This is a genomic window from Flexivirga sp. G2, assembly GCF_055397625.1.
The window spans coordinates 2,990,260-3,009,508 of the sequence record NZ_AP039675.1 but is presented as its reverse complement, the minus strand read 5'-3'; the positions used below and the strand labels follow the sequence as shown (position 1 = coordinate 3,009,508).

The following is a 19,249-nucleotide window of genomic DNA, read 5'->3' as shown; positions in this document are numbered from 1 at the left end:
GGACAGTAGAGGTGCCTGCGGACAACGAGCGACCGGATATCGGAGCGACACCTACACTCACCGGCATGACTCAACCAGGGAACCCGTCGAACAACCCGTGGCAGGGGCCAGGGGCGAATCCGCCGCTGCCGCAGCAATACCCGTACCAGCAGCCGCCGCAGGGCTACGTGCAGCCGGGGCCGCCGCAGGGACACTTCGGCCCCGAGGGCACGATCGAGCTGACGTTGCAGGGCAGCGCGCTCACCTCGAACATGCTCACCCCGCAGGTCCAGATCGACGGCTTCCCGGTCCCTGCGTCATACGGCCTGAACAGGTTGCCCGTTCCCGCCGGGCGGCACACGGTCAGCGCGTACGCTGAAGTACGGCCAGGCGTCGTACGTCGTCGACGTCCAGCCCGGGCAGTCGGTGCCGGTCTTCTACGCGGCGCCGATGGTGCAGTTCGTGAAGGGGAAGATGGGGCCGATCAAGCAGAAGCGTGGGGGCAAGGGCGTCTTCCTCGGTGTCTTCGGCGTTCTGCTGCTCATCGCGATCGTCATCATCGTCATCGCCGCGGCCGGCTCCTGAGCGGTCAGTGCAGCGGTGACGCCATGGCGTCATACAGGATCTGCGAGATGCCACTGACGGTGTCGCGCGCATACGCGCGATCCCGTGGTGTCCTGCTCAGCACGACGGCCTCATAGTCGCGGCCGTTGCCGGAGATGTGGCCGATCGAATTGGCCCGGTAGCCGTCCTCCCGGCCGCCCCAGCCGTTCTTGGTGGTCCACCGGACATTCGTGGGCAGCGGCGGCGTGCAGATGCCCCAGCGCTGCGGTGGTGTCACCGACCCCATCAGGCCGGTCAGGTAGTTGCGGTTGGCCGTGGACAGGACGCTGCTGCCTCCGAGCAGACCGGTCAGCAGTCGGAGCTGGTCGAGGGCAGTGGTGGTCGAGTAGCCCCACCAGTCGTCCTCGCCGTCCTCGGTGCCGGCCTGTATGACGGTGCTGGCCAGCCCGTAGCGCTTCGCGATCTCGCGCACTTCCGCGACACCCACCCAGGTGAGCAGCGCGTCGGCCGCATCATTGTCACTGCGAGTGATCATCGCCGATGCCTGCCCGACCTGCTGGGGTGTCAGGCTGGTCCCGCGCTCCTGGCACTCGTGCAGCACCGTGGCCATGATCAGCACCTTCACGATGCTCAACGTCTCGCTGCGCCAGGTCCCGCGGAGGCTGTAGACAGCGCGGTTGCGACGGTCGCGCAGGGCGACCGAGAACGTGGCACCGCGGCTGCGGCCGTATGCCTCGAGCTTGGCGCTCAGCTCGGCCGGAGTTCGGGGTGTGGCCACGGTGGTCGGCGCGCTCGGGGTGGCGCTCTCGGATCGCGTCGCTGCGGGGGCTGCGGTAGGCCTCGGCGACGCCGTCGTGGTGCGCGTGGCCGCGGGTGTGGCGGAGCCGTGTGCTTCGTGCTTCAGGACGCCCACGAGGGCAACGCCGCCCGCACCGAGACCGCCCGCAACCAGCAAACGGCGACTCACGGCGGGGTTGACCATTCGGACCACGATAGTGGTCCGAGGACGGCACTCTGTCGGTCAGCTCAGGGGCTGAGCCATCGCGGCATACAGGATCTTGGACACGCCGTTGACGGTGTCGCGGCCGTAGTAGAAGCCCTTCGGTGCCCGGCTGAGGATCACCGCGTTGTAGTTGCGGCCGTTGCCGTAGATGTGACCGATCGAGTTCAGCCGGTAGCCGCCGGTCCGTGGCCCCCAGCCGTTCTTGGTGTTCCACGCGTTGCTGGTCGGCAGAGGGGGAGCGCACACGCCCCAACGCTGCGACGAGGTCACCTGTGCCATGAGTCGTTTGAGGTAGTCGCGGTTGGCGACGGAGATCACCGACGTGCCCCAGATGATCCCCGTCATCAGCACGATCTGGTCCTGTGCGGTCGTCGTCGAGTAGCCCCACCAGTTGCTCGCGCCCGCTGTCGTGCCGCCCTGTATGACGGTGCTCTTCATCCCGTAGAGGCCGGCGACGCGGCGGACGTTCGAGACACCTGCCCAGGTGAGCAGTGCGTTCGTGGCCGTGTTGTCGCTGCGGGTGATCATTGCCTTGGCCTGCGCGACCTGGGTCTTGGTCAGGTTGACCTTGCCCTCCTGGCACCGACGCAGGACGGTCGCCATGATCAGCACCTTGATGGTGCTGAGCGTCTCGTTGCGCCAGCTGCCCTGGTAGGTGAACGTCCGGTGGTTGCGTCGGTCGTAGAGCGCGACGCTGAACGAGCCGCCCCGGCTCGCTTGGTATGACTTCAGTTTCGCGGTCAGCTGGGCCGCCGTCATGTTCGCGGCTTCGGCTGGTGCGGTGCCGAGGAGTGCGGTGCCCGCGGTCGACAGGCCACCGGCGATGAGCAGCCGTCGGGTCATGGTGGAGTCGCTCATGCGCGGACTCTAGAGCGTTCCGGCGCAGGGCGCTCGCTTCTTGCCGTTAGTGCGCCCTGAGGAGCTCACGAGGGACGAGTGAGCGTCTCGAAGGGGCCTGCCCTGTGCGAGACTCGCGCGGTGACTGCACCGGGGACGAGAACCTTCGACGACGTGACCCTGCACGACGACGTGCTGGTGTTGCGTGCGCCTTCGACGGACGACGTGCCAGCCATCGTCCGAGCCTGCCGGGATCCCTTGACACAGCAATGGCTTCCGCTGCCGACACCGTATGACGAGACGCACGCTCTCGGCTTCGTCTCGGACACTGCGCCCGCGGCGCTGCGGACCGGTTTCGGCATCGTGCGAGCCATCGAATGGGACGGCGACTTCGCCGGCATGATCGATCTGAAGAAGACCGACTGGCGCGGGCTGACGACGGAGATCGGCTACTGGGTCGCCCCGGGCCACCGCGGCCAGGGGCTCGCGGGGCGAGCGGCGCAGTTGCTGGGTGACTGGGCGCTGCGCGAGCAGGGCATGCAACGGGTCGAGATTCGTTCTGCGACAGGCAATGTCGGCTCCCAACGGGCCGCCCTCGCGGCGGGGTATCGGGAAGAGGGTGTGCTGCGCTCGGCCGGTTTCACCCACGGTGGACGTGTCGACCTGGTGATCTTCGGCAAGCTGCCGACCGACCTCTGACGCCTATCGCACGTCGTACGGGCGGAACTGGATGCTGATCCGCGGGCCGACCGGCTTGCTGGTCTTGGGTATGGCGTGCTCCCAGGTCCGCTGCGCCGAACCGCCCATCACGATCAGGTCGCCGTGCCCGATGGTGTGCCGGATCGACGCGCCACCGCCGACCGGGCGCATCGCGAAGGTGCGCGGCTGGCCGATCGAGACGATCGCGATCATCGTGTCCTGCGTGTTGGACCGGCCGATCCGGTCGCCGTGCCAGGCCACCGAGTCGCGGCCGTCGCGGTAAAGGCACATGCCGGCCGTGGTGAACGGCTCGCCGAGCTCGTTCGCGTAGTGCGCTGACAATGCCGAACGTGCCTGTGTCAGAACCGGATCGGGGAGCGTCTCGTGCTGGTGGTAGAAGCGCAGCAACCGCGGTGTCGCGACCTCCCGGTCGTACATCTGCCGTCGTTCACCCTGCCAGTCGACCCCCGCGCTGCCGCCCAGCGACAGTCGGCTGAACAACTCGTCCGCGCCGGTCAGCCAGCCGGGTCGCAGGTCGAGCCACGCCCCGTCGCTGAGCTCGATCCGCCGGATCGCGCCGGTCAGCGGACGCAGCCCGACCTCGTCGACCTGGTCCAACAACGAACCCTGCAATGCCAAGTTCACGCATCCAGCATAGGCGCGCGTTCGAACATATGTCTAGTCTGTGTTGGACTCCAACGCGGCACGCGCGGCGTGGTACCCGCCGAGGGCGCTGACCCCGCCGCCGCGGCGAGATCCCGCTCCGGCCAACAGGATTCCGTCGTCCGCCGTGGCCACACCCCAGCGCTGCGCAGGGGTGTCCAGGGGCTCGTCGTCGGTCGCCCAGGGCCAGGACAGTGGTCCGTGGAAGATGTTGCCGCCCGGCATACGCAACGTGTCCTGCAGGTCGCGGGTCGTCTTGGTCTCGATGCACGGGTTGCCGGCGGTGTCGGCCAGCACGACGTCCTCGATGGGCTCGGCGAGCACGCTGGACAGCGAGTCGAGCACGACGCGTTGCAGTCGGTCGCGTTCGGTGTCACCACCGGTGAGCAGCCGGTCGGGAGTCTGCAGCGAGAACACGGTCAACGTGTGGGCGCCCGACTCCTGCAGGTGCGGGGACAGGATGCTCGGATCGGTGAGGGAGTGGCAGTAGATCTCGGCCGGCATCGGTGATGGTACCTGTCCGGAAAGTGCCTGTTGGTAAGCGGTTTCGAGTCCGGTGTAGGTCTCGTTGATGTGGAACGTCCCACCGAATGCCGCTGCCGGATCGACGTCGCTCTCGCGCAGCTTCGGCAGACGGCGCAGCAGCAGGTTGACCTTGACCTGCGCACCTTCGGCAGGCCCGGGCGTCCGGCCGCGCAATCCGTCGAGCACTCCCGGCGCCGCCGCCCAGAGCACCTGCCCGGCGTCGGCGACCTCCTCGTCGTCGCGGTGCCGCCAGCGGACGATGCCGTCCTCCACACCGGTCACCTCGCAACCGGTGCGCAGCTCCGCGCCGGCGTCCCGCGCCGCCTGCTCGAGCGCTCCGGACACCGCGCCCATGCCGCCGACCGGCACGTCCCAGTCGCCGGTCCCGCCGCCGATCACGTGGTAGAGGAAGCAGATGTTCTGCTGCAGATCCGTGTCGTGTGCGCCGGCGAACGTGGAGATGAGGCCGTCGGTCAGGATCACGCCACGCACCAGGTCGTCCCGCACGGCCGACTCGATCGCCTCGCCCAGCGGTCGCTGCAGGAAATCCCGCACCAGCGAGTCGTCGCCGATGGTCCGGGCGATGTCCGTCGCCCGCTGCAGTGGCTCGGTGACTGTCGGCCAGAGCGCCTGCGCCATACGTCCGGCACGGCCGTAGAACTCGTCCCAACCGACGACGTCGTCGCCCGCCCCGACAGCCGCGAACGATGCCGCCGTCGCGGCCGCGTCGCCATGGTCGACGAGCAATCCGTGGTCGCCGCCCGGCACCGGCGTGTATGACGCAAAACGCCTGCGCTTCAACGTGATCCGCAGGCCCAGGTCGTCGATGATCTGCCGGGGAAGCAGGCTGACCAGATAGGAGTAGCGCGACAGGTGCGCGCCCATCCCGGGGAACGCGTCGGCCGACACCGATGCCCCACCGAGCGCCGCCTGGCGTTCCAACAACAGGACGGACTTGCCGGCCTTGGCCAGATAGGCCGCCGCGGTCAGGCCGTTGTGACCGCCGCCGACGACGATGACGTCATACCGAGAACGTGGCATGGGGGCAGCGTAGGACCGAGGGCGATCCGTCGCCGAGCAAATCGGGCGAGCAGATCGCTACTGTCGTCACTTTGTCGCCGCAATGCCGCGTGGCAGTGCGACGACCTACCGGGCATCGGGGACAATGAGCAGGTCATGGCCACTTATCGCGACGTCGGCATCGTGCTGCGCACCCACAAGCTGGGGGAGACCGATCGCATCGTCACCATGCTGACGCGCGGCCGCGGCGAGATCCGGGCCGTCGCCAAGGGCGTGCGTCGCACCAAGTCGAAGTTCGGGGCACGTCTCGAGCCGGGCATGATCGTCGATCTGCAGTGCTACGAGGGACGTTCGCTCGACACCGTCACCCAGGCCGAGATCATCGCCCCCTATGGCGAACGGCTGGTCCACGACTACGGCGCCTTCACCGCGGCGACCGCCATGCTGGAGACCGCCGAGCGACTCGTCGAGGAACGTGAGGCCGTGCCACAGCAGTTCAACCTGCTCGCCGGTGCCCTGGCGTCGCTCGCGCACCGGGAGCACGAGCCCACCCTGGTGCTCGACTCCTACCTGCTGCGGTCCGTCGCGATCGCCGGCTGGGCGCCCAGCTTCGTGGACTGCGCGGGTTGCGGGGCGGCCGGTCCGCACCGAGCGTTCAACCTGGCCTCGGGTGGAGCTGTCTGCTACTCGTGCCGTACGCCGGGCAGTTCGGCACCGCACCCGGAGACATTCGCGCTGTTGGCGGCACTGCTCACCGGTGACTGGGAGACGGCCGACGCGAGCGGCCCGGGTGCACGTCGCGAGGCGAGCGGCTTGGTGGCGGCATACGTGCAGTGGCACCTGGAGCGAGGCGTGAGATCGTTGCGTCTCGTGGACCGGACCTCCGACGCGACGATTCGTCCCTCATCCTCGCGCCCTCGAACTGAACCCGATGGCGCGTCCTTCGGCCGCGCGAACCTGGAAACCTCCCGATGACCGAACGACCCTTCCCGCACCCGAGCGGTGCGACGCCGCCCGTCATACCCGCGGACCTCGTGCCGCAGCACATCGCGATGGTGATGGACGGCAACGGACGCTGGGCCAACCAGCGCGGCCTGCCGCGGACCAAGGGCCACGAGGCCGGCGAAGCACAACTGATCGACGTGATCGCCGGCTGCATCGATGCGGGCGTGCAGAACCTGTCGGCATACATGTTCTCGACCGAGAACTGGCGGCGTTCGCCCGACGAGGTGCGCTTCCTGATGGGCTTCAATCGTGACGTCATCCGGCGCCGGGTCGACCTGCTGCACTCGTGGGGAGTGCGGTGCCGCTGGTCCGGGCAGCGACCGCGGCTGTGGCGTTCGGTGCTCAAGGAGTTGCAGCGCGCCGAGGAGATGACCGCCGGCAACACCGTGATGACGCTGCAGATGTGCGTCAACTACGGCGGCCGCGCGGAGATCGCCGACGCCACCCGCCGCATCGCCGAGCAGGTCAAGGCCGGCAAGCTCAAGCCGTCCTCGATCAGCGAGAAGACGATCGCGCGCAACCTCACGTGGCCGGACATGCCGGACGTCGACCTGTTCGTGCGCTCCTCGGGCGAGCAGCGCACCAGCAACTTCATGCTCTGGCAGTCGGCGTATGCCGAGATGGTCTTTCTCGACACCCTGTGGCCGGATTTCGACCGGCGTGACCTGTGGCGCGCCATACAGATCTATGCGGAGCGTGACCGGCGGTTCGGTGGCGCGATCGACGCAGCCAAGAGCTGACCGCGGCTCCAACCTTCCCCATGCCGAACGGGAGCCATACCTCCCGTTCGGCATGGGGAAGATCCACGAAACGGGGATATCCACAGCGGTTCTGCGGCAGGTGCCGAGACCCCGGCATCATCTGCGGATGAAAGATCGTGCCGTCCAGGAGGCAGTCGTCGGATGGCCTCGAGCGAGCGGTGCCGCTCGACGCGGTGCGGCCAGGGAATTCGCCGCCGAGCACGGCGGCGTCGTGCATCGCACCGAGTTGGCCGACCTGGGGATCGGGCGGAACGCCATCCGTGACGAGATTGCCGCCGGCCGGTGGTTTCGAGCAGGGACTCACACGGTCGCGATCGATACCCCTGCCTTGAGTACGCCGGCACTGCACTGGCGTGCGGTGTGGGAGAGCGGATCCGGAGCACGGCTTGACGGCGCGAGTGCGTTGTTGGCAGGAGGCATCGCGGGCTTCACCCCAGATGTCATCGACGTGACGATGCCAGCACGCAATCGACACCATCGGCTCGACGGTGTCCGCTTGCATCGCGTGGATTGCCCCGCACCGCGCAAAGGTGCCGGCATTCCACGGGTCGCCTTGGAACTCGCAACGATCCATGCCGCCCAATGGGCCGTCAGCGATCGGCAGGCTGCGCTGCTCATCTGCCTGCCGATCCAGCAACGGCTGGTCAGCACGGTTCGGCTTCAGATGGCATGGCGGGGTGTGGGGCGCTCTGCGAGACGACGGTTCTTGGACACAATCATCACCGATGTCACCGACGGAGCGCACTCGCTCGGGGAACTGGACTTCACGCGATGGGCGCGCCGAGCCGGAATGCCTGCGCCGTCGCATCAGGCGCTACGAACCGGGCCCGGCGGTCGCGTCTATCTCGATATCGCCTGGGACGCGATTGGCCTCGTGGTCGAGATCGACGGCGGACACCATGCCCGCGCGTTGAACCCGATCGACGACGCACTCCGGCAGAACGATCGGGTCGTCGCGGGTGAACGTGTCCTGCGCATTCCGGTCATCGGCTTTCGGATTGCGTCGGACCGCTTCATGCAGCAGGTCCGCCATACGTATGACGAGCTGGCTCGGCGATAGCGACTCCTTCCCCATGCCGAACGGGAGCCATACCTCCCGCTGGGCATCGGCAAAACGGCAGAAGCGCTCGATTCAGGCCTTCGCGGCGCAGTCCGCGCAGACGCCGAAGATCTCCACGGTGTGCTCGACCTCGGTGAAACCGTGCTCGGCGCTGACCGAGGCGGCCCAGCGCTCGACCTGCGGTCCCTCGACCTCGACGGCACGGCCGCAGCGGCGGCATACGAGGTGATGGTGGTGCCCGGTGCTGCACCGCCGGTAGATCGACTCACCGTCCGGCGCGCGCAGCACGTCGAGTTCACCGTCGGCCGCCATGGTCTGCAGGATCCGGTAAACCGTTGCCAGACCGACGGATTCACCGCAGTCCTTGAGCGCGGAGTGCAACTCCTGGGCGGAGACGAAGTCCTCCTGGTCACGCAACTGCTCCGCGACCGCCACCTGCTGACGGGTCGTCCGGCGCGCCGGCTGCTTGCCTGCCACCGTCATCACATCCCGGTGCTGACGACGGCGAGTGCGACCGCGAGCAACAACACCGAGCAGCGCATCATGCGCTCGATCGGCTGGATGCGCGGCCACGCGAGATAGAGCAGCCAGGCGACGACGAGGGCGCAGATCCCGAAGCACACAGTGCCGACGACACCGCGGAAGACCGCACCGACCACCAGCAGGAGCAGGACGACGACAGCAGGCAGGGCGCGCGGCGCAGCGGCGAGCCGCTGGAGCAGCGGATCGCTGGCGTGCTCGATACGGACGCGCAGGGGAGAGGTACGGACGCTCGGTCGGGAAGTGGCTGACATCCACTCCAGGATATCTGCCACGAACGATGCCCCATGACCGATGTCATGGGCACGGCATGATCCGCGGCACGGGGCGGCAGGCGCCGCCCCTGGCAGAGTTCTCGACATGATGACGACACAACAGCCGGGAGCCGTGGGTTGCCCGGATCCGCAGGGGGCGCCGGCGATCGAACTCGTCGGCCTGGAGAAGAGCTTCGGGTCGGTCCACGCCGTGCGCGGGCTCGACCTGACCGTCGAGCAGGGCGAGATCGTCGCCTTCCTCGGCCCGAACGGCGCCGGCAAGACCACGACCATCGACATGATGCTCGGCCTGTCGAACCCGAGCGCCGGCAGCGCCCGGGTCTTCGGTATGCAGCCGCGTGATGCGATCGGCCGCGGCCTGGTCGCCGCCGTCATGCAGACCGGCGGACTGTTGAAGGACCTCACCATCCGCGAGACCGTCGAGCTGACCGCCAGCCTTTTCGTGCAGACGCGATCGGTCGACGAGTGCCTGGAACGCGCCGGCATCGCCGACATCGGCGACCGCCGCGTGCAGAAGTGCTCCGGCGGCCAGCAGCAGCGGCTGCGTTTCGCGATGGCCCTGGTGTCGGACCCCGCGCTGGTCGTGCTCGACGAGCCGACCACCGGCATGGACGTCACCGGCCGCCGGGAGTTCTGGTCGGCGATCCGGCAGGACGCCCAGCGCGGCCGCACCGTGCTCTTTGCGACGCACTACCTGGAGGAGGCCGATCAGTATGCCGATCGGATCGTCCTGGTCCGCAAGGGCCAGATCGTCGCCGACGGCACCGGCGCGCAGATCAAGGCGATGGCCACCGGTCGCACCGTCCGCGCCACGATGACGGGCCTCAGCGATCGCGAACTGGCCGGCATACCCGGCGTGGATTCCGTTGAGTTGCAAGGTGACACGGTCACCCTGCACTCCAAGGACAGCGACTCGGTCGCCCGCTACCTCTTCGCAAACACCAATGCCCGTGATGTCGAGATCACCGCTCGTGGTCTCGAGGACGCGTTCCTCGCGCTCACCGGCGACGACCAGGAAGGAGCCTGACCGATGACCGACTACACAGCTCTGCACGCGGTCCCGACCGCCGAGCGCATCGACCTGGAGCGTCGGGTGCCCGCCCGAGGAGGCTTCAGCACCCGGTTGCTGCGCATCGAGTTGAAGCGGGTGCTGCGCAACAAGCGCACGATGATCTTCACCGTGGTGCTGCCCGTCGCGTTCTACGCCGCCTTCGGCGCGACCCAGAGCGGGAAGTTCAGCAGCGCCAACCCGATCGACATCAAGGCGTACGAGATGATCACGTTCGCCCTGTACGGCGCCCTCGCCGCCTCGGCCGCGATCGGCGCGAGCGTCGCCGTGGAGCGGGCACAGGGGTGGAGCCGGCAGCTGCGCCTGACACCGCTGTCCGGCTCGGCATACATCGCCGTGAAGGTGGTGTGCGCGATGGTCGCGGCCGCCCTGCCGGTGATCATCGTCTTCGCGATCGGCTCCGCCACAGGTGCGAAGCTGTCGGCCGGTGCGTGGGTGTCCTCCCTGGTGCTGTCCTGGCTGTGCGGCAGCCTGCTGTCCTCGCTCGGCCTGTTCGTCGGGTACCTCGTGCCGTCCGAGAACGCCATGCAGGTCCTCGGACCCGGCATCTCGCTGCTGGCCTTCGCCGGCGGCCTGTTCCTTCCCTTCGAGCTGATGAACCACACCATGCAGACGCTGGCGTCGTTCACACCGCTGTGGGGTCTGTCCCAGATCGCGCGTTACCCGCTGCTGGGCGGGTCCTTCGACCCGATGTGGCTGGTCAGCGCGGTCGTCTGGATCGGACTCTTCTTCGCCGGCGCCGTATGGCGATTCCGGCAGGACACCAGCCGGGTCTGAGCCGCACTCCTGACAGACTGAGCAGTGATGAACAACGACACCGCACGGCCGACCCCGCGACGTATGGCGGGGTCGGCCGTGCGCGCTCGCGACCACGAGGACTCGCTGGGCAATCGGATGATCATGGTCTTCTGGGCCGGCATCTGGCTGTTCTGGATGGTCCAGCCGTTCGTCGACGCCGTCCGGCACATCGACACGGTGCGTGGCGTGCTGGGGGTCGTCGCCGTGCCCGTCTTCTGCGTCGTCTACCTGTGGCACTTCTACGCCTGCCGGGCGATCTTCTTCCGGCTGTCCTACCCGCACGGTGTGACGCCGGGACCGCGTGACGTGCTGCGCTACTTGTTCCTCGGAGCGCTCGCCTTCATCTGTGTCTTCGCGGTCGGCCAGGACGGCTACGCCGGGGTGATCTTCTTCGCGCTCTCCAGTTTGTGGACGTTGCCGCTGGTCGTCGGCTGGCTCGTCGTGATCTGCGCCGGTGTCCTCTACGCCCTGCTGTGGAGCCTGCCCGACTGGCACGCGGACCCGAGCAGCTTCGTGGGGCTCGGTTTCGGATCCCTCGCGGTCACGGTCGGCATGGTCGCCGGGCGTCGTCAGCATCAGTTGCGCGAGTCCAAACGGGTGAATGCCGACCTGATGGTGCAGCAGGAGCGCAACCGGATGGCCCGCGACCTGCACGACATCCTCGGACACTCGCTCACCGTCATCACCGTCAAGGCGGAGTTGGCCGGCCGGTTGATGGATGCGGGTGCCGACGAGCGGGCCCGTCAGGAGGTCGCCGACCTCGAGCGGTTGTCGCGTACTGCCCTCGCCGATGTACGACGTGCGGTCGAGGGGTATCGGGAGATCTCGCTGTCCGGTGAGCTCGCCCGGGCCAAGGAGGCCCTCGCGGCGGCCGGCATCACCGGTCAGATTCCGACAGCTCTCGACCAGGTCCCGGCCGATCTGGTCGAACCCTTCGCCTGGACGGTCCGCGAATGCGTCACCAATGTGCTGCGACACAGCAAGGCGTCGACGTGCACGATCACCGTCACACCCAGCTCGATCACGGTCGCCGACGACGGGGTGGGCGCAACCGGTCGCCGGTCCGACGGCAACGGACTGGCCGGACTGCGTGAGCGCGCGCTCGCCGCCGGTGCCGTGCTCATCACCAGATCTGTTGAACCGCACGGCTTCTCGGTCACGGTTGCGGCGAGTTCGGACGGCTCGTCGGTGAAGTCGGGGGCGGATGTCGAGGCCGACACCGTGCGGCATACCCTCGGTCGACCGTCGGGGGAGGCAATGGCGTGACGATCACAGTGATGCTCGCGGACGACCAGGCGCTGGTGCGTGGTGCGCTCGCAGCACTGTTGGAGCTGGAGAACGACCTGACGGTCGTGCGCGAGGTCGGTGATGGCACCGAGGTGGTCGCGGCGGCCCGTGAGACCACCCCGGACGTGGTGCTGATGGACGTCGAAATGCCCGGCATGGACGGCATCACCGCGACCGCCGAGCTCCGCAAGGCCGTGCCGTCGACCCGCGTGCTGATCGTGACGACGTTCGGTCGCCCCGGTTACCTGCGGCGCGGACTCCAAGCCGGCGCAGCGGGATTCGTGGTCAAGGACACGCCGGCGAGGGAGCTCGCCGATGCGGTACGCCGCGTGCATCAGGGACTGCGCGTCGTCGATCCGGCGCTCGCGACCGACAGCCTGATCGCGGGGGAGTCGCCGCTCACGGCCCGCGAGACGGACGTGCTGCGGACCGCGCGAGCCGGCGGCACCGTCGCTGACATCGCGGGCGAACTCTTCCTGTCCGAGGGCACTGTCCGCAACCACCTGTCCGCGGTGATCGGCAAGACCGGTGCACGCACTCGCGCCGAGGCGGCGCAGATCGCCGAGACCAACGGTTGGCTGTAGCTCTTGCTCCGGCTCCTCGCGGCTCAGCCGAAGGGTAAGGCTCACACGTTCGCCGTACCCTTCGGCTGAGCCGGTCGTCGCCTCCGCGCCGGTCGGGTTGTTGCTCGGCTGGGTCGTCGCGGCTGTCGCCTGTTTCAGCTGCGGGTGACCGGCCAGCCGGTGATCTGCTTGGGCCGCGGCGGTGCGTAGGTGCGCACCTTGGACGTGCGCAGACCGAGCCGATGCAGGCCCTCGGCGATGGTCACCGCGGCGGTCACCCCATCGACGACCGGCACGCCGGTGCGTTCGCGGACCTGTGCCTCCAGGTCCGCCATACCTCCGCAGCCGAGGCAGATGACCTCCGCCCGGTCCTCGGCCACCGCGAGCTCGCACTCGCGCACGATGGCCTCGACGGCACGGTCGGGGTCCGACTCCAGGTCCAGCACCGCCATACCCGACGAGCGGACGGACGCCAGCCGCCGATCCAACCCGGCCAGCAGCAACCGGTCCTCGATCAGCGGGACGGTGCGATCGAGAGTGGTCACCACGCTGTAGCGATGCCCGAGGAACTGCGCCGTGGACGCGGCCGCCTCGGTGATGTCGATCACCGGGACGTCGAGCAGCTCCTGCAGCCCTTCGCGTCCGTGCTCGCCGTACCCGGCCTGTATGACGGCGTCGTACTCTCCGTCATACGAGAGGACGCGGTCCATCACGGCGACCGCGGCGAGATAACTCTCGACGTTGCCCTCGCAGGACTCGGCTCCGAAATGCGGTGTGAGCGCGACGATCTCGGTGCCCGGTGATGCTGCGGCGCGCGCGGCCTCACCGATGGACTTGGTCATGGTCTCGGTGGTGTTGACGTTGACCACGAGAATCCTCATTGCCGGCCTCCCGGCTGCACGTCCTCGGCCAGTTCGACCAGTGACCGGACGGCACCGCCCGGCACGACGATGACCGGGATCGGTGACTCGTGCACGATCCGCATCCCGGTCGAGCCGAGGAAGACCCGGTGGCCCGGACCCATGTCGCTCGAACCGACGACGAGGACGTCGCCGTCCGCCCATGTGACGTGCTCGATGGCATCGGCCCAGTCCTCCCCGAAGCCGACGGCGGTCTGCTCGATGGTCGGAGTGTGGGGGAGCGCGCGAACATCGGAGAGTGCGCTCGCGGCACTCTCACGGACGTCAGCGGTCACCGCCGCGCGCAGTTCGTCCTCCGCGATCAGATCGGTGGTCACGCTGCGTGAGCGCACCGAGAACGCGGTCAGTCGCAGGCGGGCGTTCATCTCGGTGCAGAGCCCGGCGGCGGCCAGGACCAGCCCCGACTTGCCCGCGACACCGCCGTATGCCGCGTTCAGGCGTGTCACCCGATCGTGCGTGTCGGCGCGAAAACCACGCGGTGCCAACGCGATCGGGACGGGGCTGGAGTGCACGAGGTGATTGGTGACACTGCCGAGACCGACCCGGCCGAGGACACCGCGCGAGGAGTTGCCGACGACGATGAGGTCGGCGCCCTCCTGCTCGGCCAGGTCGACGAGTCCGCTCGGGATCGACCGGGCGTCGTGGATCCGGAACTCCGCTTCGACATCGGCCGGAGTGTCCCGCTCCGCCTCCTCGAGCTCCTTGACCAGGCGCTGTCGCAACAGGCTCGTGTACTGGAAATCGACCCGTGCGACCGACGGGGCCGACGGCTTGTCCAGCACCATCGTGACGAGCAGCTTCGAGCGGGTCGAGCGCGCGATGAAGGCGCCCAACTGCAGCGCCTCGAGTCCGGCCACACCGGGCTGGTAGGCGACGATCGTGGTCATGACGGCTCTCCTTCGGGAGTCGGTGGTGGACGGTCAGTGGTGTGCCTGGACGGCGATCGCGTCGCCGTCGACCTGACGGAAGGTGCGCGATCGGTCGGCCACCAGGAGGTAGAGGACGAAGGCGATCCCGGCGGCGATGAACCAGGAGAACGGTCCGAACGTGCTCAACGGGTGGAGCGCGTCGATCTGCCCGGAGAAGGCGAAGGCGATCGAGATCAGTGCCGACGGGACGAGGGCGGCCACCGCGCGGTGGTTGATGCCGTTCGTGTAGTGGTAGTCGCCCTCGGGGTCGAGCGTGTAGAGGTCCGGGACGTTGACCTGCTGCTTGCGCAGCGCCCAGTAGTCGGCCATCACGATGCCGAACAACGGCCCCAGCACGGCGCCGAGCCCACCCAGGAAGTAGGTGATGACCGTGGGGGAGTTGTAGAGGTTCCACGGCAGGATCGCGAAACCGATGACGCCGGAGATGATCGCCGACTTGCGGAAGTCGAGTCGGTTGGGGGCGATGTTGGTCAGCGCGTATGCCGGGGCGACGAAGTTGGCCATCAGGTTCACCCCGACGGTCAGCACGACCAGGGCGAGGCAGGCCAGCACCAGGAACGGTGTGCTGAACGTGTGCACCACGTCCTCCGGGCCGGCGATGACCTGACCGTCGACGGTGAATCGACCACCCGCCAGCAGCAGCACGATGCAACCGAAGAAGATCGTGTTGACCGGGATGCCGGCGATGTTGCCCAGCACGATGGATCGCTTCGAGGTCGCGCCCCGGGTGAAGTCGCAGAAGTTGAGCACGAACGTGCCGTAGATCGCGACCCAGCCGGAGGCGCCGGCGAGGATCTCGTGCCACATGTCCCAGCCGTGCAACGCCCACGGCTTGCCACCCCGGAACGCCTCCGGCTCCCAGGTGATGTGTCCCTTCGCCTGTATGACGACAGCGATCGCCATACACAGGAACGTCACCAGGATCACCGGCCCGGAGTACGCCTCGAACTTGCGCACCATCTCGATGCCGTAGCAGGCGATGAACACCTGGATCACCCACAGGGCGGCGAAGGTGATCCAGCCGAGGTGACTGAGGCCGAGCAGTTTGTGCTCGGCGAGTCCGTGCGCACCGGGGAAGAGTTTCAGCACCAGGATGTTGCAGACCAGGGAGGCCAGGTAGGTCTGGATCCCGAACCAGGCGATGGCGACACCGCCGCGGAACAGCGCCGGGATGTGTGCGCCGCGGACGCCGAAACTGATCCGGCTCATCACCGGGAACGGCACGCCGACGGTGTACCCGACGAACCCGGAGATGGTCAGCAGCACGAGCAGGAAGAGCGAGCCGAAGCCCATTGCGAGCAGGATCTGCCAGGCGCCGAGGCCGAGCGCGAACATGCCGATGGCGAACGTGTAGTTGCCGAGGCTGTGCACGTCGTTCGCCCACAACGTGAAGATGTTGTACGAGCTCCAGGTGCGGCCCTCCTTCTTGGAGGGTGCGATGTCGTAGTTGTACAGCCGCGTGTCGCAGGCGGGCGTGGTGATGTCCGTGCCGACTGCGTCGTCCTGGCCGAATTCGATCGGCGCAGCTATCCGTTCAGTGTTCGACATCGGGCCTCCGGGTGAAGCGAGCCAGGCAATGGGTTGTCGTGGTTGCCAGGCAATCTAGGAGCGTCGAACCGTCTCGTGGGGGCGCCGGAAGATATATCCGTCAGGGCGCAGATATATCTCCGCGGGCATTGCGCGAATCGTCGATGTATGCCGTGAGCTTGCCGTGGTGCGCGCGGGCCGACGTGCTGAGCCGTGCGCCGTCGCGCGCGCGGAACGCCTCCAGCATCCGGGTGTGGTCGGTCTGCAGGTGTGCCCGTTGCTCGGCACTCAGCAGGCTCATCGCCTGGGACGGCTCGGTGAGGTCGGCGACCAGGCCCAGCATGTGCAGCAGCCGCGGCATACCGCACGGGGCGAGCAGGGTTTCGTGGAACGCCCGGCTGAGGGTCTGGTAGCGGTGCACGTCGTCGGCCTCGATCGCCGCCATGAGTTCGCGGTGCGTCTCCTCGGCCCGCCGGTCGTCTTCGTCGGTGGCAGCCGCGGTGGCTGCCTCGATCGCGGCCGCTTCGAGAGCCCCGCGCACCAGGTAGAGCTCGTGCAGCTCCGGGCCGCTCAGCACGGTGACGGTGTAGCCGCCGCGCGGTTGATGCCGCACCAGTCCTTCACCGATCAGCGTCTTGAGCGCCTCGCGCACCGGGATGGGACTGACCTGGAACACGGCCGCGATCTGGTCCACGGGCAGGTTCGCACCGGGCCGGATCTGGCCGGCGACGATCACCCGGCGCAACTCGCTGAGGACGTACGGACCCGATGCGTATCCGTCGGGTCGGCGCAGTTGCGCGCTCCAGTCAGTCGCCTCGGTCGTCATCGTGATCAGTATCCCGCCCGGTCGACGCCGCGTCATCCGGTGTGCGGTGCCGTGCGTGGTTTTGGCCTGGAGGCGCCCGCCTGGGACCATGGATGACGCCATGACCGACACCCTCGCCCCGACACCCGTGCTCCCGCCGCTGCAGATCGGCAAGCACACGATCGCCTCACCCGTGGTGCTGGCGCCGATGGCGGGCATCACCAACCGGGCGTTCCGCCGGCTGTGTCGCAGGTATGGCGACGAGGGTTCCGCTGCCGGTGGCGCATCGGGAGCGACCAGCCTCTACGTGAGCGAGATGATCACCTCGCGTGCGCTGGTCGAGCGCAACGCCATGACCATGCGGCTCATCGAGCACGACGCGGACGAGAACCCCCGCTCGATCCAGCTCTACAGTGTCGATCCCGAGACGACCGGCCGCGCGGCACACCTGCTGGCCAGCGAAAACCGTTGCGACCACATCGATCTCAACTTCGGATGCCCCGTGCCGAAGGTCACCCGCAAGGGCGGCGGATCGGCGCTGCCGTGGAAGACCGATCTGTTCAGGGGCGTCGTCTCGGCGGCCGTCAAGGCCGCTGCGCCATACGGCATCCCGGTGACGGTCAAGATGCGCAAGGGCATCGACGACGACCACCTGACCTACCTCGAAGCCGGCCGGATCGCCGAGGGTGAGGGAGCGGCAGCGGTGGCGCTGCACGCGCGCACCGCGGCGCAGGCCTACTCCGGTCACGCGCAATGGGACGCCATCGCCCAGCTCAAGCAGACTGTCACCAGCATCCCGGTGCTCGGCAACGGCGACATCTGGTCCGCCGAGGATGCGCTGCGGATGGTCCGCGAGACCGGGTGCGACGGCGTCGTCGTCGGGCGCGGCTGCCTCGGCCGTCCGTGGCTGTTCACCGACCTGGCGGCCGCTTTCGCCGGGGCGTCGACCAGGGTGCAGCCGACGATGCGTGAGGTCGCCGAGACACTGCGCCTGCACACGGTCTATCTCGCCGAGTTCTTCGAGTCCGAGGACAAGGCATGCCGCGACATCCGTAAGCACATCGCCTGGTACTTCAAGGGATTCCGGGTCGGCTCCGAGCTGCGCGCCGGTTTGGGGCTGGTCAAGTCGCTGGCCTCGCTGGACGACCTGATCGGCAGCCTCGACCTCGATCAGCCGTGGCCGGGCGAGGCATCGGAGGGACCCCGCGGCCGGGCCGGTTCGGAGCGCCACGTCGTGCTGCCCGAGGGCTGGCTCGACTCGCGCACTGTCGACGAGGACACCCGTCGCGACGTCGCGGCCGCCGAGGCGTGGAGCAGCGGCGGCTGACGGCTGTCAGTCCAGCGCCACCGAGGCGATGACGTCCGCGACCTCCTGAGCCGTCCAGCGCATCGTCGCGGAACCGACGGCGATCTCAGTCCACGACCAGCCCGGCACGTCCGCGCGCATCCAGTCCCGAACGCCGAGCAGGCCGTCGCTTTCGAGTCGCTGAATCACCTTCTCGCGCAACGGTTCCGGATCGCCGGGTGCGTAGACGACGAACTCGCGCGTGTGCGGCGGATGCGGTATGACGCGCACGCCCCGCTCGTTCAGCAGGGTCGCGATCTCGACCGCGCGATCGTGATATTCGGCCATGCGCGGCAGGTGCTCGTCCAGTCCGGCGAGGGCCGAGGCGGCATACGCCGTCATGCCGTAGAGCGTGCCGCCGAGCCGGCGACGCCACTGGCGTGCCTCGGCCACCAGGTCCTCCGGGCCGGCCAGCGCCGCTCCCGCGAACGCGCCGAGTCCCTTGTAGAAGGAGACGTAGACGCTGTCGGCCGGCGCGGCCACGTCCGCCAGGGACACACCGAGGTGCGGCGTCGAGTCCCACAGGCGTGCTCCGTCCAGATGCAGCGGCACCCCGCGGTCCCGGCACCGGGCGCTGAACTCGGTCAGGTCGGCCGGTGTCGGCAGGACGAATCCTGCTTCGCGCAGCGGGAGTTCGAGCAGGACGGCACCGAGGGTTCCGGGGATGGCGTCGAGATGCGCGACGGTCGGCAACTCGCGACCGGAGCCGAGTCGTTCGTAGTGCAGATCGTGCAGCAGTGCCGGGCCATCGAGTTCGTGGCGCAACAGATGTGACAGGTCCGGGATCGCCACGCGTCGTGACCCTGACCGGTCGGTCCAACACCGCAGCGCCGCCTGCTGGGCCATGACCCCGCTCGGGAAGAAGGCGACGGCGGGTTTGCCGAGCAGACCGGCTACGCGGGACTCCAGCTTGCCGACGAGCCCGCCGGCGCCATACCAGTCCCACGCGGTGTCGGCGTCGACACACTGCGCGACGGCAGCAAGTGCCTCGCTCGGCGTGCGGAAGTCGTGGCCGAGCATCCGGCGTGCGGTCGGCAGGGCGGCAGTGAATCGGTCGTCGAGCGTGGGCATTGCC

The 19,249-nt window shown here is 68.4% G+C and carries 21 protein-coding genes; 10 read left to right on the top strand and 11 right to left on the bottom strand.

What is annotated here, in order from left to right; all coding sequences use genetic code 11:
• The first annotated feature begins 429 nt into the window (after nt 1-429).
• Complete coding sequence (locus ACZ50J_RS14610; protein WP_464297880.1) at nt 430-564, top strand: hypothetical protein; 135 nt, start codon at nt 430-432, stop codon at nt 562-564.
• Between the two features lie 4 nt (nt 565-568).
• On the opposite strand, the gene ACZ50J_RS14605 is transcribed toward ACZ50J_RS14610, so the two are convergent.
• Nucleotides 569-1,525: a serine hydrolase gene (locus ACZ50J_RS14605; RefSeq protein WP_464297879.1), complete on the bottom strand. Its 957-nt coding sequence runs from the start codon at nt 1,523-1,525 to the stop codon at nt 569-571.
• A gap of 39 nt (nt 1,526-1,564) precedes the next feature.
• Nucleotides 1,565-2,404 (bottom strand): serine hydrolase, encoded by an 840-nt coding sequence (locus ACZ50J_RS14600; protein ID WP_464297878.1) that lies wholly within the window; start codon nt 2,402-2,404, stop codon nt 1,565-1,567.
• A 120-nt stretch (nt 2,405-2,524) separates the two neighbouring features.
• On the opposite strand from ACZ50J_RS14600, the gene ACZ50J_RS14595 reads away from it, so the two are divergent.
• Nucleotides 2,525-3,082, top strand: coding sequence for a GNAT family N-acetyltransferase (locus ACZ50J_RS14595; protein WP_464297877.1), 558 nt, complete (start codon nt 2,525-2,527; stop codon nt 3,080-3,082).
• Between the two features lie 3 nt (nt 3,083-3,085).
• On the opposite strand, the gene ACZ50J_RS14590 is transcribed toward ACZ50J_RS14595, so the two are convergent.
• Together ACZ50J_RS14590 and ACZ50J_RS14585 are read right to left on the bottom strand one after the other, a co-directional pair.
• A complete protein-coding gene (locus tag ACZ50J_RS14590) occupies nt 3,086-3,727 on the bottom strand; it encodes an alpha-ketoglutarate-dependent dioxygenase AlkB (protein WP_464297876.1) in 642 nt (213 codons plus the stop codon).
• A gap of 33 nt (nt 3,728-3,760) precedes the next feature.
• Nucleotides 3,761-5,311: a phytoene desaturase family protein gene (locus tag ACZ50J_RS14585; RefSeq protein ID WP_464297875.1), complete on the bottom strand. Its 1,551-nt coding sequence runs from the start codon at nt 5,309-5,311 to the stop codon at nt 3,761-3,763.
• A 135-nt stretch (nt 5,312-5,446) separates the two neighbouring features.
• Between ACZ50J_RS14585 and recO the strand changes: the two genes are divergently transcribed.
• The 3 genes from recO (at nt 5,447) to ACZ50J_RS14570 (ending at nt 8,116) form a co-directional block, all read left to right on the top strand.
• Nucleotides 5,447-6,265: a DNA repair protein RecO gene (recO, locus tag ACZ50J_RS14580; RefSeq protein WP_464297874.1), complete on the top strand. Its 819-nt coding sequence runs from the start codon at nt 5,447-5,449 to the stop codon at nt 6,263-6,265.
• Nucleotides 6,262-7,035 carry an isoprenyl transferase gene (locus ACZ50J_RS14575; RefSeq protein ID WP_464297873.1) on the top strand — a complete coding sequence of 258 codons (774 nt, stop codon included), beginning with the start codon at nt 6,262-6,264 and terminating at the stop codon, nt 7,033-7,035. Before recO ends, ACZ50J_RS14575 begins: the two co-directional genes overlap by 4 nt.
• Nucleotides 7,036-7,162: 127 nt before the next feature.
• A complete protein-coding gene (locus ACZ50J_RS14570) occupies nt 7,163-8,116 on the top strand; it encodes a hypothetical protein (protein ID WP_464297872.1) in 954 nt (317 codons plus the stop codon).
• Nucleotides 8,117-8,188: 72 nt separating this feature from the next.
• Here the strand turns inward: ACZ50J_RS14570 and ACZ50J_RS14565 are convergent, their stop codons facing one another.
• Together ACZ50J_RS14565 and ACZ50J_RS14560 are read right to left on the bottom strand one after the other, a co-directional pair.
• A complete protein-coding gene (locus ACZ50J_RS14565; protein WP_464297871.1) occupies nt 8,189-8,599 on the bottom strand; it encodes a Fur family transcriptional regulator in 411 nt (136 codons plus the stop codon).
• On the bottom strand, nt 8,599-8,910 hold the full coding sequence (locus tag ACZ50J_RS14560; protein ID WP_464297870.1) for a DUF6703 family protein: 312 nt from the start codon (nt 8,908-8,910) through the stop codon (nt 8,599-8,601). Before ACZ50J_RS14560 ends, ACZ50J_RS14565 begins: the two co-directional genes overlap by 1 nt.
• A 106-nt stretch (nt 8,911-9,016) precedes the next feature.
• Between ACZ50J_RS14560 and ACZ50J_RS14555 the strand changes: the two genes are divergently transcribed.
• The 4 genes from ACZ50J_RS14555 to ACZ50J_RS14540 are packed head-to-tail and all read left to right on the top strand — an operon-like array spanning nt 9,017 to nt 12,669.
• The gene (locus ACZ50J_RS14555) at nt 9,017-9,958 is read left to right on the top strand and encodes an ABC transporter ATP-binding protein (RefSeq protein ID WP_464297869.1); all 942 of its coding nucleotides are present in this window, start codon (nt 9,017-9,019) and stop codon (nt 9,956-9,958) included.
• A 3-nt stretch (nt 9,959-9,961) separates the two neighbouring features.
• Nucleotides 9,962-10,777, top strand: a complete 816-nt coding sequence (locus ACZ50J_RS14550; protein WP_464297868.1) for an ABC transporter permease — start codon at nt 9,962-9,964, stop codon at nt 10,775-10,777.
• A gap of 27 nt (nt 10,778-10,804) precedes the next feature.
• Complete coding sequence (locus ACZ50J_RS14545) at nt 10,805-12,064, top strand: sensor histidine kinase (protein ID WP_464297867.1); 1,260 nt, start codon at nt 10,805-10,807, stop codon at nt 12,062-12,064.
• An 11-nt stretch (nt 12,065-12,075) separates the two neighbouring features.
• Nucleotides 12,076-12,669 carry a response regulator gene (locus tag ACZ50J_RS14540; RefSeq protein ID WP_464301354.1) on the top strand — a complete coding sequence of 198 codons (594 nt, stop codon included), beginning with the start codon at nt 12,076-12,078 and terminating at the stop codon, nt 12,667-12,669.
• A 134-nt stretch (nt 12,670-12,803) separates the two neighbouring features.
• Here ACZ50J_RS14540 and ACZ50J_RS14535 read toward each other — a convergent pair whose 3' ends face one another.
• The 4 genes from ACZ50J_RS14535 to ACZ50J_RS14520 form a co-directional block, all read right to left on the bottom strand.
• Nucleotides 12,804-13,529 (bottom strand): aspartate/glutamate racemase family protein, encoded by a 726-nt coding sequence (locus tag ACZ50J_RS14535; protein WP_464297866.1) that lies wholly within the window; start codon nt 13,527-13,529, stop codon nt 12,804-12,806.
• Nucleotides 13,526-14,455 (bottom strand): universal stress protein, encoded by a 930-nt coding sequence (locus ACZ50J_RS14530; protein ID WP_464297865.1) that lies wholly within the window; start codon nt 14,453-14,455, stop codon nt 13,526-13,528. Before ACZ50J_RS14530 ends, ACZ50J_RS14535 begins: the two co-directional genes overlap by 4 nt.
• Before the next feature lie 33 nt (nt 14,456-14,488).
• Nucleotides 14,489-16,045: an NCS1 family nucleobase:cation symporter-1 gene (locus ACZ50J_RS14525; RefSeq protein ID WP_464297864.1), complete on the bottom strand. Its 1,557-nt coding sequence runs from the start codon at nt 16,043-16,045 to the stop codon at nt 14,489-14,491.
• Nucleotides 16,046-16,145: 100 nt separating this feature from the next.
• Nucleotides 16,146-16,850 carry a GntR family transcriptional regulator gene (locus tag ACZ50J_RS14520; RefSeq protein ID WP_464297863.1) on the bottom strand — a complete coding sequence of 235 codons (705 nt, stop codon included), beginning with the start codon at nt 16,848-16,850 and terminating at the stop codon, nt 16,146-16,148.
• Between the two features lie 100 nt (nt 16,851-16,950).
• On the opposite strand from ACZ50J_RS14520, the gene dusB reads away from it, so the two are divergent.
• Nucleotides 16,951-18,156, top strand: a complete 1,206-nt coding sequence (dusB, locus tag ACZ50J_RS14515; RefSeq protein WP_464297862.1) for a tRNA dihydrouridine synthase DusB — start codon at nt 16,951-16,953, stop codon at nt 18,154-18,156.
• A 6-nt stretch (nt 18,157-18,162) separates the two neighbouring features.
• On the opposite strand, the gene ACZ50J_RS14510 is transcribed toward dusB, so the two are convergent.
• Nucleotides 18,163-19,245 (bottom strand): threonine aldolase family protein, encoded by a 1,083-nt coding sequence (locus ACZ50J_RS14510; protein ID WP_464297861.1) that lies wholly within the window; start codon nt 19,243-19,245, stop codon nt 18,163-18,165.
• Nucleotides 19,246-19,249: the final 4 nt, after the last annotated feature.